The following is an 18,041-nucleotide window of genomic DNA, read 5'->3' on the forward strand; positions in this document are numbered from 1 at the left end:
GGCTGATCACGACGGCCCCACACCGGGCTGCACTCCCGGTGTGGGGTCGTCTCGCGGGATCAGCCGATCCAGTTCCACTGACGTGACAGAGGGCAGCGCGGCGGCTCGTTCCACGGCGTCGAGGGGCACTTCGACCCGCAGATAACCGACCGCACCGTCACTGACCTCCACAGTCGCCCCGAGTTCGCGTAGCCCCGTGGTGACCTTCTCGGTCGCACCGGGTTCGGTGAACACCATGAGCAGCATGGTCTTCCGGCCCTCCTGACGGGCCTTGGCCACCTGCTGGCGTTTCCCCTCATCAAGCTTGCGCACTGGCGACTCGCTACTGACCTGCGTACTGGGCGAACCACTGGACGTGGCCGAGGGCGGGGAACCGGCCTGGGGCCGCGCGCCGCATGAGCCGAGCGCAAGGGCGGCCGTGACCGCGAACACCCCAGCACCGACCCGGCAGAGCGGACCCATCCGAACTCCTCTTCTCCTCGTCCCAACCGCAAGGACGGAAGCCCGGCGAAAGACGGTTGCACCCGAGTTCGCAATGAATGAAAATCCATAACCATGCATACTCAGTCGATCTCGTTCGGGAGGCTCGCCTCCGAGGCATGGCCGGGCCTGCACACCCGCGAGGTGGACGGCTGGCTGGTGCGCACCGCGGGCGGGGTGACCAACCGGTCCAACTCGGTGCTGGCCGAACAGGCCCCCACCGACCTGGAGGCCGCACTGGCCGAGGTCGAACGGCACTACGCCCGGCTCGGCCAGCCCAGCGTGTTCCAGGTCGGCCCGGACAGCAGACCGACCAACCTGGACGAGGTGCTCGCGGCCCGCGGCTACCGGATCATCACCCCGGTCTTCGGCCAGACCGCGCCCATTCCCGCGGCGTTGGAAGCCCTGGGCGAGCAGACCCAACGGCCCGTGGTCACCGATCAGCCCACCGAGACCTGGCTGGACCTGCACTGGGCGGAAAGCGGCCGGACCGAACCGGCGGGCAGGTTCATCACCCAGCAGATCCTGACCGCGGTGCCGGCCGGCTACGCCGAGTTGAACGGCCAGGCCCTGGCCAGGGGAGCCCTGGTGCGGGACTGGGTGGGCATCTTCGGCATGTGGGTGGATCCCGCGGCCCGCGGCCAGGGCCTGGCCCGCGCGGTGCTCGCCGGTCTGCTGCACTGGGCAGCAGACCGGCGAGCGACCCACGCGTTCCTGCAGGTGATGGCGCAGAACACGGTCGCGCAGCGGTTGTACGCCAGCGCCGGGTTCAGCACCGTCAGCCGTTATCACTACCGCGTGCTGGACCAGCCCTGACGCGTGCCCGGCCAGCCTCGACCGGCGCCCGGCCAGCCTCGACGGGCGCCTGGCCAGCCTCGACCGGCGCGAGTCAGCCCCGGCCCGCGCCGGCTAACCGAGGAACGGCCCGGCCATCGCGTTGAGCAGGCTGTGCTGGGCGTCGTCGTCGGACAACTCCCACATGAACGTGCCGCGCAGTCCGGTCTGCTTGGCGTAGGCCGCCTTCACCGCGATCGAGGCCGGATCCTCGTAGCTGATGAAGGTCTTGGTCGAGGTGTTGTACAGGTACGGCACCTGGGCGGTGCCGTGCCGGAGCTGCTGCCAGGCCGGGTTGTTCAGGTACTGCGCCTTGATCGTCTTCCACTGCGGCGCGTTGATGGTGCCGGAGTAGGGCAGGAACAGGCCCTTCTTCGCATCCGCCTGCGGGCTGTTGACGGTGAAGCCACGTGAGTAGAACGGTGTGCCCAGCACCATCTTGTTCTTCGGCACCCCGTTGGCCAGGTAGTGCTCGATCCCGCCGACCACGTTGTTGCCGCCCTTCATCGGCTGCCCGGTCGGATCCTCGGCGGCGGCCCGCATCGGCGCGTTGAACATCGAGATCGGCGAGTAGCCGGTGCCCATGTCGTAGGTCATCACGTTGTAGAAGTCGAGCGTCTTGGCCACCTCGGCCAGCTCGAAACTCTGTGCCACGTCGTAGGGTCCGTCGTGCTGGAACCGCCCGACCGGCGTGGCCGCGATCAGCTGCAGCCTGCGGCCCTGCGCGGTGCCCACCGCGTCGATCTGCCGCCGCAGCTCCTGGAACAGCAGGGTGGCGTTGCGCTTGTCCTCCGGCCGCTTGGTGATGATGCCGCCGGAGACCGGGAACTCCCAGTCGATGTCGATGCCGTCGAAGACATCCCGGTGCTGCTTGAGGTACAGGTCCACGCACGAGCTGGCGAACGCGCTGCGCGCGGCCGGGGTCAGCGCCCCGTCGGAGAACCCGTCCGCACCCCAGCCACCCAACGAGATGATCACGTTGAGGTGCGGGTGCCGCTGCTGCAGCGTGCGCAGTTCGGCGAAGTGGCTCAGCGCCGCGGCACTGGGCGCCTGGCACCGCCCGCCCTGCACCGACCCGAAGGCGTAGTACAGGTGGGTCAGCTTCTGCGCCGGGATCTGCGCGACCGGGAACCCGGTCCAGCCCGCGTAGTAGGCCCCGACGATCCCACCCTTGGGCGCACTGCTGTCCGCCGGCGTGCTGCCGGTGACGGCCTGGCTGCGCCCGGACTCGTTGCCCGCCGCGTCCACCGCGGTCACCACGTAGGTGTGCGTGCTCTCCGGCGCCAGCCCGGACACGGTCACCTCCGCACCCGCGCTGGAGGCGACCAGCGCCGAGCCCTCGTACACCCGGTACCCGGCCACGCCCACGTTGTCCGTGGCCGCGGTCCAGACCAGCGTCAGGCTGCTCGCCGTGCTCGCGCTGACCCGCACCGCACCCGGCACACTCGGCGCCAGCGTGTCGGCGGGCCCGCCGGCGCACGGGGCGCCGTTGACCGTGCAGCCGGTCGGCCCGGCGAAAGCGCCGGTGAAGCTGCCGTTGAAGCCGACGGTCACGCTCTGGCCCGCGCCGATCGTGCCGTTCCAGGACAGCGCCTGCACGGTGTTGCGGTCTCCGGAGACCGAGTGCTGCCCATTCCACAGGCTGGTCACCCGGACGTTGGCCGGCAGGTCGAACACCAGCGTCCACCCGCTCGCGGGCGAGTCACCGGTGTTGCGGATGGTGTACTGCGCCCCGAACCCGGAATCCCAGGTCCCGGTGGTGGCGAAGCTCGCGGACAGCTGCGCCGCCGCATTCGCCGAGGGCGGTATCAGGAGCCCGGACAACGCGAGCAGTCCGGACAGCAGGGCCAGCAGACGGGTACTCGGGCGGGAACGCGGACGGGACACCGGCAGTCCTCCAGCAACTCGTGCGGTGGCGGCGGCGAGCCCACCGAGCATCTGGTCTAGACCTATTCGCTGTCAAGCGAGGGCGCCGATCCGGGCCCCGGCGGACACCTCGCCGGACGCCCTGGCTGACACCCTGGTTGACACCCCGCCGCAGACCGCGGCACGGCATTGCCGGTCGGCACTCACCTCCAGTCGTTGTCGCGGGTAGCCGACCTGAGTCGGCGTTTGGCGGCGGTATTGGCGCCGCGGCTGGCGTTGGTCCCGCCACCACGGGCGCCCGGACCCTTCAGCAGAGGGTTGCCTGGATCGCGCGCGACCGGCCTCCGGCATTCCTCGGCCCCGAGCCCCGGAAGCCGGTCAGCGCGCCCAACGCCGCGCATCCCGCCGAGTCCGGTGGCCGGCACTCCGTCCGGTCCGGCGCCCGGCTCCACCCGGAGCCCCGTCGCCACCGCTGCCCGCTCTCCCGGCCCCACCACCAGCCCAGGCCAAGCCGACGTCCAGTCCTCGGCCGGGCCGGCCTGTCCGCCTTGGTGGCCGGCACCGCGACACCTCGCCCGCTCTCGGGCGCTTCGCTGTGAATTCCGCGTTCCATGCCTCCACCCTGCTCGCATCCGCCGACCCGTGCCAGGGACTCTGCGTCCCAGGGACTCCCCGTCCCTGGGACGCAGAGTCCCTGGTTAGCGGCCCCGTCAGCCGAGTAGCGTCACCGACAGCCGCCCGAGTCGCTCCGGGTCGGCAACGACGTCGATGTCGACGATCCGATCGTCGACAACGGTGAGCGCGAAGGCGACCCGGGTCCGACTGCCCGCGACGACCACCGCGCCCAGCACGCCGTCGAGCAAGGCAGGCTGGGCCGCCCGAGCCCGGCCGGAGAAGGTCTTCGCGACAGCCTCGGCACCCCGCAGTTCGGCAGCCAGCAGCGGTGCGCCCTGCTTCGCGTAGGTCTTGGCGCTGGTGACCGCCACCTGGTCGGCGCGGAGCACGACGTCGGGGTCGAGCACCGTGAGCAGGGCCTGGAGATCACCACCGCGGGAGGCGGCCAGGAACGCCTCCACCACGGCGCGTTGCCGGTGCTGGTCGGGCTCCGGTTCGGCGGGTGCGCCCTGCACCCGCCGGCGCGCCCGGCTGGCGAGTTGACGGGTCGCTTCGGGCGAGCGGCCCACGATCGGCGCGATCTCGTCGAAGGGCACCGCGAAGAGATCGTGCAGCACGAAGGCGAGCCGTTCCGCGGGCGCCAAGGTCTCCAACACGACAAGGAGGGCAATACCGACTGAATCAGCGAGCAGCGCCGCCTGCTCCGGGCCGTCGACCTCGGCGACCTGCTCGGGGAGCTGTTCCCCTGGCAGTTCCTCCCGCCGGGAACGCTTGGCCCGCAACATGTCCAGGCACACCCGCCCCACCACGGTGGTCAGCCAGCCCGCGAGGTTGTCCACCTGCCCAGAATCGGTCCGGCTGAGCCGGAACCAGGCTTCCTGCACCGCGTCCTCGGCCTCGGTGCGCGAGCCGAGCACGCGGAACGCCACCGCCAGGAGGTGGTTGCGGTTCTCCTCGAACCGCGCCGCGAGCACATCGTGTTCGTCCATCGGTCACATTCCTTCGCCGGGGTCCGTCATGGCTCTGACGGAGCAGAACCGCGGGATGTGACAGAAGCAGAACACCAGGTCCGCCCGGCCGGCCGAGCGGGTCTGGCCGTCAGGCTCAGCTGACCTTGCCGACTGGGTGCTCTTCGCCGTGGATCTCCCTGTCCCACAACACATCGCACAGTCTGCCGAGGCCGGTCTGCAGGTGCCGTCGATAGGTGCTGAACGGCAGGCCGAGGCGGGCCGCGGCGGCCTCCTGGGTGGGGGCGCCGCGGGTGTAGGTGGCGGTGACCGCGCGGTGGTACTTCTCGCCGCCGCGGTCCTCGCGCAGGGACTGGATGGCGCGCAGCAGCAGGTCGTTGAGGGGCAATCTGGTCTCGGCGACCAGGCGGCTGTGGGTCAGTGGGTTGGCGGTGTGGGCTTCGGCGTCGCGCAGGCAGCGCAGGGCGTCGCGGACCGCGCTGTCGAACTCCGGGCGGGTCAGCACGACCAGGCCGGCTGGGCCGGGGCGTTGCGGCGTGGTCGCGCGCAGCGAGGTCAGCCGGGGCGGGGTGCGGTGGCTGCGCCAGTCGCGGGCGAACAAGGTGTAGCTGTGTTCGCCTACGGCCGGGCGGTCCGGCACGGGGTGATTGCCCCAGTGGGTCAGGTGCGGCGTCCAGAACTCCGGGTCCCGCAGCACGGTGTAGGTCCAGGCCAGGCGGTGTGGGCGCAGGGTTTCCGCGATGGCGCCGCAGCGCATCAGATCGAGCACGGGGGAGGGACGCTGGTAGGCCTCCGGGTGTACCGCGAAACGGGCCACCGCAAGGGTTTCGCCCTCGCGTAGTGGTGCGGTGGCGCGGGCGTGCGCCCAGGCCGCGGCGACCACCGGGTCGGTGTCGGCGCCCTCCTGACCGGCCAGGCGCAGCCAGGCGGAGAAGGCGATCACCCGGCTGGTGTGGGTGCACTGGTAGAGCCGGAACGCTTCTGGTTGGCGGGCCAGCCAGTAGCGGGCCAGTTCGGCGGCGGCGGGGCCTTCGGCGGACTCGGTCAGCGCGAGCACGGTGGCGTGCTCGGCGGGCGTGTACGGCAGTTCGCGTACCGAGCCCGCGTCGCGGAAGGTGTGCGTGGCCCGCACCGAGGGGTCCCGGCGCAGGTAGAGCAGGGCGTCGATGAGTGGCAGGGCCTCGGCCCGGTTGGCTGGGCGGGTGGTGGTGTGGGTGGTGTGATGGGTGGCGGTCTGCACCGCGGCGCGCAGGTGTTCCCGGACCTGGCCGTGCATGGCCTGGTGGGCGTCCGGATCACGCCACCGCAGGTCCGCCTCCAGTGCCGCGCGCACCACCGGACTCGGGTACAGGCCGCGTTCGGTGACCGCCACGAACGGCAGCCCGCGCAGCCAGCCGAACAACTCCGCGGCGGCCTCACCCAGCACCGCGCGCAGCAGGCCCTCGGTGGTGACCCGCGCGTGCGCGCAAACCTCCAGCGCCCGCCGGTGCAGTGCCGAGGGCAGTTCGCCGATCAGCTGCGGCAGCAGCGCTTCCAGCACGCCGTGTCCCGGCGTCCAGTCGGCAGGCGGCGCCGACTCGTGCTGGGCGAGCGCGGCGGCCAGGGCCAGGGCGAGCGGGTTGCCGCCGGTGAAGGACAGCAGCGCGTCGATCGCGGTCGAGGGCACGCCCCGGTCGCGCAGGAAGGTCTCCGCCTCGGCCGGGGCCAGGTCGCGTACGGGCAGCGCGCGGAACAGCCCGGCCCAGCCCGGGTCGACCAGCCATCGGCTGCCCGGCGGGCGGCGGCCGGCCAGCACGGTGACCACACCGACCGGCAGCCGGGTCAGGAAGTCCTCGCGCAGCCAGTCCGCCAGGCCCGCGCAGGCGTCGAAGTCGTCCACCAGCAACACCGCGCGCTCGTCCGTGAGCGCAACCTGAGCCCTATTCGCGAATTGCCCTGGATCTGCCCCGACAATACGTCCGTCGATCTCGACAACGGGGTGACCGGCCGAACGGGCAACGTGCCCGAATCGTCGAAGCAGGGTCGATTTGCCGATGCCGCCTGGACCGTGCGCGAACAACACGGACGCGGCCCGGCCGGTCCCGGTCAGCGCCTCAGTGAAGGCGCTGAGCTGGGCTTCCCTGCCGACAAAGGCGCGTTCCCGCATTGCCTGCACGCGGCGGCCGAGTAGGGACTTCTCGTTTCCGGACATGAACCACCTCGGGTCGGATGTCACAGTGCTGCCAGTGCCGTGACGAGGTTGTTCTACGTCGAAAGACCGTCCTCGGGCCAGATCGCGGCCGTTGTCGGCCAGATCATTGCCCGCGAATAGCGCATTCGGAATCTCTATATCGGGCTATGTGACCCTGTTGCGTGTACGTAGGGGTATACGTATAGTCGGCGACGCACCGGACGAACCTGGAACCGAGGGGGATCACGATGACCCAGGCAGCCGCGTTACCGCTGGGCGAACACGTGCGGGCAGGCGGGCGGAGGTTGTTCACGCACCGCTCCGGCCGGGGCGGGCCGCCGGTGGTGTTCCTGCCCGGCGCGAGCATGGTTGGCCTGCACTACCTCAACCTGCACAACCGGATCGCCGAGCACACCACCAGCGTGCTCTACGACCGGGCGGGCACCGGCTTCAGCGAGCGGATCCCGTTGCCACGCACCGCGGCCGAGGTCGCCGACGAACTGCGCGAACTGTTGCGCGCCAGCGAGGTCAGCGGTCCGTACGTGCTGGTGGCGCATTCCCTCGGCGGGGTCTACGCCCGCCGCTTCGCCCAGCGCTACCCCGACCAGGTGGCCGGACTGGTGTCGCTGGAGGGCGCGCACGAGGACTGGGACGACTACATGCCGCCGGAGCTGCGGATCCAGAACGGGGCGGCGGACGCGCCGATGCCCGAACTGCCCGCCGAGATCATCCAGCGGTTCCGCGACCTGATCACCGAGAAACTGGCCGCCTGGCCGACGGAGATCCGCGAGCTGTTGATCGAACGCCAGCTCGACCTGGAGTGGATGCGGATCGGCGCCCGGGAGCGGTCCAACCTGGCGACAGTGTTCGCCGAACTGCGCCGCGGCGGCCCGATCCCGGACGTGCCGTACCTGCTCTACACCGCCAACGGCATCGACCCGAGCCAGCGACTGTTCCTGTCCGAGGAACTGCTGCGGGTGCAGGGCGAGCGCAAACTGGCGATGTACCAGGCACTCGCCGCCGCCGCGCCGCGGGGCGAGCACCGGGTGCTGGCCCATGGCAGCCACAGCTGGCTGCACATGGACCAGCCCGAGGAGATCGTCGAGGGCATCCTCGACGTGCTCAAGCGGGTGTGACTCAGCGCCCGCCGCGGCGAGCGCCCGCCCTGCTCTTCGCGGAGAAACTCGCCGCGCTGCCGGCCGGAGTGGCCGCGGCGGCGGGTGATGCGGGGGCCCGGCGCGCGCCGGAGCCACCACGCCGAGTGCCAGTGCCGGCGTCAGCGTCCTTGGCCGGACGCGGTCCGCCACGCTGACCGGAGCCGGTGCGCTGGCCCGAGCCGCCCCGGCCGGAACCGGTGCGCTGGCCCGAACCGCCGCGCTGGCCGGAGCCCTCGCGGGTGCCCGAACCCTCGTCCGGCGCGGAGCCGTTGCGCGGGGTGGCGCTGGCGCGACCGCCCGAACCCCGGCGCCCGCCCGCAGCACCACGGCCACCACCAGCGGCGGCGCGGCGGGCCGGCTGGCGCTCCGACGGCGCCGGCGTGGGGGGCGGGGTGACGTAGCAGCGTTCGCCGACCGCGAGCTGCGCCAGCAGCGGGTGCTCCGGCGTCACCTTGGTCAGCTGCGGGGAGATGCCCGCCTTGCGGGTCAGGTCCCGGACATCGGCGGCCTGGTCGGCGGTCATCAGCGTGACCACCGTGCCCGCCGCGCCCGCGCGGGCCGTGCGGCCGGAGCGGTGCAGGTATGCCTTGTGCTCCATCGGCGGATCGGCGTGCACGACCAGCGTGACGTCGTCCACGTGGATGCCGCGGGCGGCGATGTCGGTGGCCACCAGCGTGCGGATCCGGCCCTCGGCGAAGGCGCCCAGGTTACGGGTGCGCGCGGACTGGCCGAGGTTGCCGTGCAGTTCGACCGCGGGCACGCCCGAGGCGATGAGCTGCTTGGTCAGCTTGGTGGCCCCGCGCTTGGTGCGGGTGAACACCACGGTCCGGCCCGGCGCGGCGGTCAGGTCGGCCAGCACCGGCAGCCGGTGCTCGGCGCGGACCTGGAGCACGTGGTGGGTCATCGCGGTGACCGGCGACTGGGCCGAGTCCACGCTGTGCGTCACCGGGTTGCTGAGATAGCGGCGCACCAGGGTGTCCACCCCGCTGTCCAGGGTGGCGGAGAACAGCAGCCGCTGCCCGCCCTTGGGCGTGGTGTCCAGCAGCCTGCGCACCACCGGCAGGAAGCCGAGGTCGGCCATGTGGTCGGCCTCGTCCAGCACGGTGATCTCCACCGCGTCCAGGTTGGCGTGGCCCTCGCCCATGTGGTCGGCGAGCCTGCCGGGGCAGGCCACCAGGATGTCCACGCCGGCGCGCAGTCCGTTGATCTGCGGCCGGGGAGCCACTCCGCCGAAGACGGTCATCGTCCGCAGCTTGAGCGCCTTGGCAAGCGGCGCAAGGGATTCGGTGATCTGGCCGACCAGTTCACGGGTCGGCGCGAGGATGAGCGCGCGCGGCCTGCCGGGCCGCCGGGGGGTGTTGCTCGCGGCCAGCCGGGCCAGCATCGGCAGCAGGAACGCGTAGGTCTTGCCGGAGCCGGTGCGGCCGCGGCCGAGCACGTCGCGACCGGCCAGGGAGTCCGGCAGGGTCGCGGTCTGGATCGGGAACGGGGTGTCGATACCCCGTTCCGCGAGCACCGCGGCCAGCGCCGCGGGAACGCCGAGACCGGTGAAGGTGGCGGCGGGCTGAGCAGGCGAAAGAGTCGTGTGAGGGCGGCGGGCCGCCATGAAGTCTCCGAACGTATGAGGTGTCGTCCTGCCCGGCGCGGATCGTCCGCAGCGCAATGGTGGATCGACCAGAAGGGCAGCCCGAGGCAGAACTGAGCGGGCCGCGTCTCCAGTGTAGCTCAGCCGGGACCGCTCAGACCGAAATAACGACCTTGCCCCTGGCCTTGCCGTCGTGCAGGTGCTTGATCGCGGCCGCGGTCTCGCTCAGTGGGAAGGTCCGGTCGAGTGCGGGTGTGAGCTTGCCCTCCTCGGCGAGTTCGCCCAGCAGCGCGAAGTCCGCGGCTCGTTCGGTGGCGAACAGTCCACGCAGGTTCTGCTTGAGCACCAGCGACCACAGCAACGCGCGCAGCACCCGGTCGATGCCGCCGAACCAGCGCCCGGCGCCCTCCCCGCCGACGATGACCAGGGTGCCCGCCGGGGTCAGCGCCCGGCGCAGATGGGCGAGTGAGCAGAGCCCCGAGTTGTCCAGGATCAGGTCGTAGCGAGTGCCGTCGATGAAGTCGGCCTGGCTGCGGTCGATCACCCGGTCCGCGCCGAGCGAGCGGACCAGCTCGACCCGCTCCGGCCCGCACACCGCGGTCACCTGGGCGCAGAACTCCTTGGCCAGCTGCACCGCGAAACTGCCGACCCCGCCGCCCGCGCCGGTGATCAGCACGTGCTGCCCGGCCCGGATCCGGCCGGCGTCCCGCAGGCCCTGCAACGCGCTGCCCGCGGAGATGGGCATGGCCGCCGCCTGCTCGAAGGTCAGGTTCGCCGGTTTGGCCGCGAGCCGGTCCGCCCTGGCGCACACATACTCGGCGAAGGAGCCCTCCGCGGTCCCGAACACCGCATCCCCAGGCTGGAACCCGGTCACACCGGAACCAACCGCCTCGACCACGCCGGCCACATCCCGGCCGCGCACCGCGACCTTCGGCCTGCGCAGGCCGAAGCCCATCAGCCGGAGCAGGTAGGGCTGCCCGGTCATCAGATGCCACACCCCGGGGTCCACCCCGGCCGCCCGCACCCGCAGCAACACCTCGCCGTCCTTGGGCGTCGGCACCGGGATGTCCTGCAACGCCAGCACATCCGTCGAGCCGTAACGGTTCTGCGCGATCGCCTTCATGATCTCTCCCCTGCATCGCCCGGATACTGGAAAACGTCGTCGAGCCCCACGTTGAACACCCGCGCGATCTGGAAGGCCATCTCCAGCGACGGCGAATACCGGCCGCCCTCGATGGCGATCACCGTCTGCCGGGTCACTCCGATCAGATCGGCCAGCTCGGCCTGGGTCATCTGGTCCTGCCCGAACCGCAGCGCGCGGATCGAGTTGGTCACCTTGGTCGGCTTCACCACGGCTGGAACCCCTGTCGGTAGGCCATCACCTTGGTCGCCGAGCCGAGCACCGCGGAGAGCACGAAGCCCAGGTAGATCGTGTTGGCGATCCAGAAGTGCGGCGCCTCGGCCATGGCCATGACCAGCGCGGACATCGCGCCGATCACGATGAAGGACCCGCCGACGTGCTCACCGAACTGGTTGATCTCCCGGTCCCGCTGATCGGTCCGGTTGGCCGCGGCGGAGGTGGCGATGGAGGCCAGGATGTGCAACACGATCCCGGCCACGATGCCACCGCCGATGGTCCACAACATCGTTGCGGCATAGGGGGTTTCCGCCAGCGGACCAGGTCCGGACCGCCCCAGCACGAGGACCAGGTAGGTGGTGTAGCCACAGATCGCCACCACCATCAAGATCCACGCGCGCTTCTCTTCGATCGCCACGCCGGGCTCCTATGTAAAGGAAACTTGACACGACCGAATGTAAAGCAGACCAGACACCGTGTCAAACATTCTTGACCTGTGGCGCCGGACTCGCGCGCGCATGTGGTGTGGACGCCTGCGACGGGACAAAACAAGATCAGCCCGCCACCCTGTTTTCGCAGGTAGCGGGCTGATCTGTGCTGTTCAGCTGTGGTGGCCCCGGCAGGATTCGAACCTGCGACACCCGCTTTAGGAGGGTGGCCGTAGGCGTTGTCCAAGCCCTCTGCCAGCCACTTTGCCTACACAACCGCCCCCATGATCGTGCCCTGACCTCACCGATTCACACCGTTTCGCGTCACAAGTGGTGTCACGGCGGGGCCGCGTGTCGGCTACCCCAACATGCTTAGCTGCTCGGGCTTTGGCGGTCGAGCGGTGATCGTTGTCGTGCCCAGGCGCAGCGCTCCGGTGGGAGTCTGGATCAGCTTGTCTTTCTCCAGCTTGGTGAGGCACCTGGTTACGTGTGATGCCTTGTAGATGGTGTGGAGCTTGGTGAACTCCCGAAGCTGTTCGACGGTCTGCGACCGGTTTGGAGCGTTAAGCAGGAGGCCGTGAAGCAGTCGTTCGAGTGGGGCGAGATCGGGTTCGTGATGCATCGGCAGCATCTGCTGCCAGGGGTCACGGGGGTCCTGGAACCCAGCGCCTTGGACAGGGTCAGCGTTCCAGAGAGCATCCTTGAACTTCTCGACTCCCTTGTCGGAACAGGTGCCGTACAAGAGGTTGAGCTGATCGCCGCGTGAGGTGCCAAGGTTGAAGCGGAGAACGTGGTTGAACCCGGCTGTGCGCATCGTGGTCTCAAACTCACGGGCGATGTGTTCGCGCTTCTTGTAGGGCTCGTGCTGTGCCACATCGCGCCAGGCAGTGTCTCCGAAGATCGCGTCGCCGCGGGCGTGATCCGAGTGGAACCGGGCAAAGTGCTGAGGCAGGACCGTGTAGATCACCTCCGAGCTCTTGTTGGTGGCGATGTTGGCGAGGAGCTGGGCGGGCACGCCACCACCGAAGGTGTCGAAGATCGCGAGTATCGGCTTGCTCCATACCTTGGACTGGTTGAGGAGCTTCGGCAGTTCGTGCTGACACTCGCCACAACGCAAGCGCACCTCAACGACGCCGTCGTCGAAGTCGAACACCGGCGCACCGACATTGAGGATCTTCCCGAGTTCACCAGCCAGCAGCTCCGCGTTGTGCCGCTCCTTCTCGACCAACAGGAACCGAGCCCGCTGAAGCTGACTGAACTCGCGACGCCGACGGAGCAGTCGGCTCAACGCGATGATCGGTGAGCCCTCTTCTCCGTGGCTGTAGATGCCACAGCCGGAGAACCCCTCGGCGTAGGTGACCTCGCCGTATCGCTGGATCAGGATGGGGAACCAGGCGTCAAGGTACTTCCCGTAGATCTTGTGCTTCGCCGCCGTGTGCGGCGCTAGATCCCACGGTCCCTTCATCGACACCCCCGGCCACTCGTAGTGATATGGCAACTACACAGTGCGGAGGTTCAGGAAGCGGCGTCAAGCGGTTCCGGCAAGTTCGTTCGTTTGAGGCATTTCATCCCACGTCCGTCCCTGCAGCTCACGGCCGCCGGCCTTGGGTGTCCGGCCGCCCCACTGTTTGAAGAAGAAGGGCACGTCGGCACGCACGCACTGGTCTCGAAGGTCGAGGACCCATGTCTCGTCCATGGGGCGAGCCTGCGGACCAGATTCTCCGCCGGCGATGAGCCAGTGGATGCCATCGAGGTCGAGGTTCGGCAGCGGGCCAAGCAGTGGCTCACAGGACAGGAAGCGAATGGCAGCGGGAACGGAGCGGAGATCATCCGTTCGGCTAAGCGTGTCGGTGTTCTCGACGGAGACGCCAATCCAGACGTTCGGTGGCCAGGGCAGGCTCTCGGCGATCCGGCGTAGACGCCGCGCTCGTTTGGTGAGGATCTGGTAGGTGTGCTGAGGGGTTGCCTCCATGATCGAAAAAACACGGCGAATGAAGTCCACTGGGATTTTGGCGTGGAACAGGTCGCTCATGGAGTTGACGAACACCAGCCGCGGCTCTCGCCAGCGCAAAGGCGCGACGAGAGCATCGCCGTGGACTGCAACGCCGAACCCCGGTCCGCTGGTTCGAGGATCGCCGTCGTGTTGGTACTTGGCTGAGCCCATCGCCTTGAGTCGCTTGGCCAAGGTCAGGGCGTAGCAGTTGTCGCACCCAGCCGAGACCTTGTCGCACCCAGTGGTTGGGTTCCACGTGGTCTCGGTCCACTCAATGCGAGACCGTGTGCTCATCGTGGCACCTCCTGAGACTGAGCCACGGTAAACCAGTGATGATCCGCTTCTGACGCTAGCCCCTAGTACACCCCATTCGAACACCCGTTCGGTGGATTTTGTTCGTAGAGATGCAGGGAGCGGTTCAAGGTGACTGCTTCCCTGTCTTGATCGACGAGGTGCCCGTCAAGTTGAGGACTTCCCGTCAGTCACTACCGGCCCGTCACCTTTCCCACCGGCATAGATCAGGCTGCGAGCTGTATGCGGCCCGCTGCGGCGGTGCAGTCGAGGCATTCGCCGAGGCATGGCCAGGAGGCGGCCAGGCAGTACCCGACGTCCTGCCCGCAGGCCGGGCAGGTTCGGCGGGCGCGCAACGCCTTGCCGATCGCGTCCAACTGCGCCGGGCTCGGTACGCGCTTGGGTACGGCGGCCTCGATGTCGTACAACCAGGCCCGCAGCGGTTGGGTCGGCCGGCGCTTGCGCGGGCGCAGCATCTGCGCGACCGCGTGCTGGCCGGGGCTCCATCCGGCGGCGCGGAGCTGGCGACGGGTCACCAGGTGGTCCGGAGCCCGGCCCCAGGCGTAGGTCGGGATCGGGTGCCGCTGGGCGGTGGGGTCGTGGCAGTCGAAGTGGCTTAGGTAGCGCTGGGTCACCACGAGCACCCCCAGAGCACGACCCCCGCACAGAATGCACAGAATGCACAGAATGGCTCCGTGTGGCCCGTTCCCGCAGGTGAACGCTCCGTTCCGTGATCATGGACGGATCGCACAGAATGCGCACAGAATGTGCACACAATGACCCCGCGCCGTCCCGCCTGCGGGCAGAGGCGCGATTTCGGTGACGGTGCGTTACTTTCCTGGTCGTCCAGGCCCGGAGCATGCGGAGAGGACTGGATCGGGGCCGCAGCCATTCTGTGCGGCATTCTGTGCATTCTGTGCGCATTCTGTGCGTTCCGGCCCCACCCGCTGATGATCGCCTTACGACCCAGTTGAGCTGCGGAAACGTTCAGGCGGTCCGGATTCTGTGCGTTCTGTGCATTCTGTGCGGCCGTCACGCGGTCCCCCCGGGCTCGGGGCGGTGCTGGGGGTGGGTGAAGTAGACCGGGGAGGGTTTGCGGCCGCGGGCGCCGGCGCGGTCGGGTTCGGGGGCGCGGCGGATGTGGCCGAGGTCTTCCAGCATGGTCAGGGCGGGGTCGATGTCGGTGACCCGCCGGATGCGGGAGGAGCGGGTGGCGGCGAAGGCGTCCCGGCGGGTGAAGGAGATCTGCGGGGTGCGTTCGATCCAGCGCAGCACGGCCAGGGCGGTGTCGTCGGTGGGGGTGGTGGCCATGTGCTCGAAGGCGGCCAGGGCGTGCGCGGCGAAGTACTCCCCCAGCTGCCGCGCCCCGGCGAACGTGTCCGCGGTGATCGGTGTCCGGTCGGGGATGTCGGTGTGGCGGGCCAGGTGCAGCAGCCCGGCCAGCCGGGCGACCGATCCGGCGTACTTGTTGCCCCAGCCGGTGATGTGGGCCCAGTCGGCCCGGGGGCGCAGGCGCGGTTCGATCTCGGCCTGCAGGGCGCGCATGGCGGCGTTGGCCTCGGGGCTGAAGGCGAGTTCGGCGGGGTGCTCGGCGCGGTCGTTGAGGCGCAGGGTCAGCTCGGTGAGCTGACGGTGGTAGGCGTTGGCGACCTGGGCGGACACCGGGGGGACGTCGGTGGCGCGGTAGCCGACGGTGCTGTGCGGCAGGGAGAACAGGAACCGGGCGAGCAGGCCTTTCTCGTCCACACCGCCGCCGGGGATGGCGGCCAGGTCGCGCAGCACGTGCGGCTGCACGGCCAGGCCGAGGGTTAGGGCGACGTTGGTGACGTGCTCGTAGGCGCGGCCGCGGCGGTCCACGCGCATGGTGCCGCCGGAGTGGCCTTTGAGGAAGACCTCGAAGTTGGGGCTGCCGCCGGAGTAGCGGCCGGCGAGGTTGGCCACGATGGTGCCCTCGTCGGAGAGGATCGCCAGGCGCCCGCCTTGCTCGGCCAGTACCCCGGCCACGGCTTCGGGGGTGCCGTCATCGCCGATGAGCCGTGGTTGCGCGGGGATGGTGATCGAGCGGGCGCGCAGCGCGGCCTCGGTGGCGGTCTGCACGGAGTGCTCGTCGTCGAGGGCTGCGAGGTTGGCGGCCTTTTCCGCGTCGCGTTCGGCGATGCGGGATTCCACCTTGGCCATCTCGATGCGGGGCTCGGCCAGCAGCTTGAGCTGCTCTTCGGCGGCGATGATGGGGGCGATCATCGCGTCGAACACGGGGCTCTTGCGGTTGCCGGGTGGCAGTGCGACGAGCAGGAACAGGTTGGTCGGTTCGGGCCAGCCGGGCCGGATCACGACGACGGCGCGCCGGGCGGCGGCGGTGGCCAGCGCGGACAGGGCGATGGATCCGGCCAGATCGCGCGGGGTCTGGGTGAACTCGGCGACCGCGCGGATCTGATCGGCCATCCAGGCGGGCAGCACCTCGACGGGGAAGGCGGGCAGTTTCCGGTCGGTGCCGAGGGAGGCCGGTGCTTCCCAGGCATCGACCGTGTCCAGTTCCTCGGTGCTGGAGGGTTCGGGCACCGGCAAGGGCGGGTGGTCGTGGGTGGTGTGGTGGGTGTCGATGCTCATGCCGCGGTGCCTTCCGCTGCCGGGCGCGCACGATCCGGCCGGCTGGTGCTCGGGAGGTGAGGCGCTGAGGTGCCCGTGGACGGGCGAACGGCGCTGGCCTGGTGTTGCGGGACCCCGGATTCCGGGTTCTGGTTGGGGGTCGTGTGGGCGTCGTGTGCTGGGCAGCGCACCAGTTCCTTGTTCGGCCAGCCTTCGGCGTCGAGCCACCGCGCCGGGAAGGGGTGGGCCACGGTGACCGGCTCGGCGCAGCCGGGGCGGCCGCAGCTGGTGGTGGTGCGCAGGGTGCGGCGCGCGGTCAGCGCGCGGTAGGACGGGCCGAGGATGACGTGCTGGTCGGCCCAGGCCGCGGCCACGTCGTAGCCCACGGCGCGCAGGCGCGCGCGGAAGTCCCGCTCGGTCTGCTCGGCGCGCAGGCGAAGCATGGGCGGACTCCAGTACCGGTGCCAGGCTTCGGCGGCCAGGACGGTCGCGCGAACCCGGTGGGGGTGGTGCTGCGGCAGGGCGTGCCAGGCCGGGCTGCCGTAGGCGGGCACCGCGGTATCGGGGTGCCGGTGGCGTTCCATGGCCTGCTCCTTCCGTCGTGAGGGGGTGGATCGGGTGTGCGGCGGCCAGGATGGCCCGCTGCGGGGGTCAGCTGGCCAGTAGGCGGCGGGCGTTGGTTCCGTTGCAGCGCAACGCCTGCATCAGCGCGGTCGCTCCGTCTCCGGCCGCGCGGACCCGTTCGGCGATCGCGGCGCGTTCGGCACCGATCGCGGCCAGCACGGCGGGGGTGGCGGCCAGCGGGTTGTTCGGGGTGGGTGTGGTGGTCATCAGCAGCTCCAGATCGCATCGAGGTGGGCGGGGGTGTTGAGGGCGAATTCGTCGGCGCACCACGGGCACGCCCAGCGGCGGGGCCCGGCCGGGCGCCACAGCCCGGCGAGGGCTTCCATCTCGACCAGGGCCCGGTCGGGGTAGTGGAAGGACAGGACCTCGGCGTGGCCGGTGTCGCTGCGGGCGGGGCAGACCGGGGAGATGCAGCGCAGCTGCCAGCTGGGCTGGGTATCGCGGGCGATGAGGTAGTTCGGCAGCTCGGCGTCCGGGGGCGGGTCCCAGCGCTGGATGCGGGCGGTGGCCAGGATCTTGTGGTGGAGCTGGTCCCAGTCGGCCAGCGCGGCGGCGGCCTGCTCGTAGGTGGCGAAGACCGCGGGCAGCTCGTCGAGGTCGCCGCGCACGGTGCCCTCGGGGGTGAGGATGCGCCACAGCGGCGGCAACAGCCGCCAGCTGGACTCCGCGGTCGGGCCGGGGATTTCTCCGGCAGCGCTGGCGGCTTCGGCTTCCTCCAGGCTCTGGCGGCACAGCCGTTGGGCGGCCAGATCGTCCCGCAGGTCCGCAGCCGGGCGGGACCAGTCGATGCCGGAGGTCGCCAGCAGCTGCCCGAGGTGGCGGATGTAGCCGATGGGCAGGTGGTTCGGGGCGGTGAGCATGCGGCCGCTGGGGGTGTGCAGGACGCGCCAGGTGCCGGTGTAGCGGGCGGTGGTGCCGACCATCGGCACGATCACCAGCGCGGGGTGGGCGGTGGGTTCGCCGTGCACGGCCACTGGCGGGCGGGTGGACAGGCCACGGTGGATGGTGACCGGGATCAGCGTGCTGGACATCAGGTTCTCCAAGAAGGTGGTGGGGTCGGGCGGGCACCCGGACGCTGCTGGCCGGC

At 70.3% G+C, this 18,041-nt stretch carries 17 protein-coding genes; 2 read left to right on the forward strand and 15 right to left on the reverse strand.

What is annotated here, in order from left to right:
• Window positions 1–6: 6 nt before the first annotated feature.
• Window positions 7–312: a hypothetical protein gene (locus tag MZC64_RS09335; protein WP_247762868.1), complete on the reverse strand. Its 306-nt coding sequence runs from the start codon at window positions 310–312 to the stop codon at window positions 7–9.
• Window positions 313–555: 243 nt separating this feature from the next.
• Between MZC64_RS09335 and MZC64_RS09340 the strand changes: the two genes are divergently transcribed.
• Window positions 556–1,296, forward strand: coding sequence for a GNAT family N-acetyltransferase (locus MZC64_RS09340; protein ID WP_247762870.1), 741 nt, complete (start codon window positions 556–558; stop codon window positions 1,294–1,296).
• Window positions 1,297–1,389: 93 nt separating this feature from the next.
• Here the strand turns inward: MZC64_RS09340 and MZC64_RS09345 are convergent, their stop codons facing one another.
• From MZC64_RS09345 to MZC64_RS09355, 3 genes are all read right to left on the reverse strand, one after another.
• Window positions 1,390–3,201 (reverse strand): glycoside hydrolase family 18 chitinase, encoded by a 1,812-nt coding sequence (locus MZC64_RS09345; protein ID WP_247762872.1) that lies wholly within the window; start codon window positions 3,199–3,201, stop codon window positions 1,390–1,392.
• A gap of 689 nt (window positions 3,202–3,890) precedes the next feature.
• Window positions 3,891–4,784, reverse strand: a complete 894-nt coding sequence (locus tag MZC64_RS09350) for a sigma-70 family RNA polymerase sigma factor (protein WP_247762874.1) — start codon at window positions 4,782–4,784, stop codon at window positions 3,891–3,893.
• A gap of 115 nt (window positions 4,785–4,899) precedes the next feature.
• Window positions 4,900–6,954 (reverse strand): ATP-binding protein, encoded by a 2,055-nt coding sequence (locus MZC64_RS09355; RefSeq protein WP_247762876.1) that lies wholly within the window; start codon window positions 6,952–6,954, stop codon window positions 4,900–4,902.
• Window positions 6,955–7,181: 227 nt separating this feature from the next.
• Between MZC64_RS09355 and MZC64_RS09360 the strand changes: the two genes are divergently transcribed.
• The gene (locus MZC64_RS09360; RefSeq protein WP_247762877.1) at window positions 7,182–8,069 is read left to right on the forward strand and encodes an alpha/beta fold hydrolase; all 888 of its coding nucleotides are present in this window, start codon (window positions 7,182–7,184) and stop codon (window positions 8,067–8,069) included.
• Window position 8,070: 1 nt separating this feature from the next.
• On the opposite strand, the gene MZC64_RS09365 is transcribed toward MZC64_RS09360, so the two are convergent.
• From MZC64_RS09365 to MZC64_RS09415, 11 genes are all read right to left on the reverse strand, one after another.
• Window positions 8,071–9,696 (reverse strand): DEAD/DEAH box helicase, encoded by a 1,626-nt coding sequence (locus tag MZC64_RS09365; RefSeq protein ID WP_247762879.1) that lies wholly within the window; start codon window positions 9,694–9,696, stop codon window positions 8,071–8,073.
• Window positions 9,697–9,829: 133 nt separating this feature from the next.
• Window positions 9,830–10,798, reverse strand: a complete 969-nt coding sequence (locus MZC64_RS09370) for an NAD(P)-dependent alcohol dehydrogenase (protein WP_247762881.1) — start codon at window positions 10,796–10,798, stop codon at window positions 9,830–9,832.
• Window positions 10,795–11,121 (reverse strand): helix-turn-helix transcriptional regulator, encoded by a 327-nt coding sequence (locus tag MZC64_RS09375; protein WP_247763375.1) that lies wholly within the window; start codon window positions 11,119–11,121, stop codon window positions 10,795–10,797. Before MZC64_RS09375 ends, MZC64_RS09370 begins: the two co-directional genes overlap by 4 nt.
• The gene (locus MZC64_RS09380; protein WP_247762883.1) at window positions 11,022–11,450 is read right to left on the reverse strand and encodes a hypothetical protein; all 429 of its coding nucleotides are present in this window, start codon (window positions 11,448–11,450) and stop codon (window positions 11,022–11,024) included. Before MZC64_RS09380 ends, MZC64_RS09375 begins: the two co-directional genes overlap by 100 nt.
• Window positions 11,451–11,818: 368 nt before the next feature.
• Window positions 11,819–12,925, reverse strand: coding sequence for a three-Cys-motif partner protein TcmP (gene tcmP / locus MZC64_RS09385; protein WP_247797668.1), 1,107 nt, complete (start codon window positions 12,923–12,925; stop codon window positions 11,819–11,821).
• 63 nt (window positions 12,926–12,988) lie between these two features.
• A complete protein-coding gene (locus MZC64_RS09390; protein WP_247797669.1) occupies window positions 12,989–13,747 on the reverse strand; it encodes a DUF5131 family protein in 759 nt (252 codons plus the stop codon).
• 224 nt (window positions 13,748–13,971) lie between these two features.
• Complete coding sequence (locus MZC64_RS09395; protein ID WP_247797670.1) at window positions 13,972–14,379, reverse strand: RRQRL motif-containing zinc-binding protein; 408 nt, start codon at window positions 14,377–14,379, stop codon at window positions 13,972–13,974.
• Between the two features lie 397 nt (window positions 14,380–14,776).
• A complete protein-coding gene (locus tag MZC64_RS09400; RefSeq protein WP_247797671.1) occupies window positions 14,777–16,351 on the reverse strand; it encodes a YfjI family protein in 1,575 nt (524 codons plus the stop codon).
• Complete coding sequence (locus MZC64_RS09405) at window positions 16,348–16,914, reverse strand: hypothetical protein (protein WP_247797672.1); 567 nt, start codon at window positions 16,912–16,914, stop codon at window positions 16,348–16,350. Before MZC64_RS09405 ends, MZC64_RS09400 begins: the two co-directional genes overlap by 4 nt.
• 67 nt (window positions 16,915–16,981) lie before the next feature.
• Complete coding sequence (locus MZC64_RS09410) at window positions 16,982–17,161, reverse strand: hypothetical protein (protein WP_247797673.1); 180 nt, start codon at window positions 17,159–17,161, stop codon at window positions 16,982–16,984.
• Window positions 17,161–17,985, reverse strand: a complete 825-nt coding sequence (locus MZC64_RS09415) for a hypothetical protein (protein ID WP_247797674.1) — start codon at window positions 17,983–17,985, stop codon at window positions 17,161–17,163. The genes MZC64_RS09410 and MZC64_RS09415 overlap by 1 nt, the downstream gene beginning before the upstream one ends.
• Window positions 17,986–18,041: the final 56 nt, after the last annotated feature.

Source organism: Crossiella sp. S99.2 (genome assembly GCF_023094165.1).
In the GTDB taxonomy this organism is placed as follows: Bacteria; Actinomycetota; Actinomycetes; order Mycobacteriales; family Pseudonocardiaceae; genus Crossiella.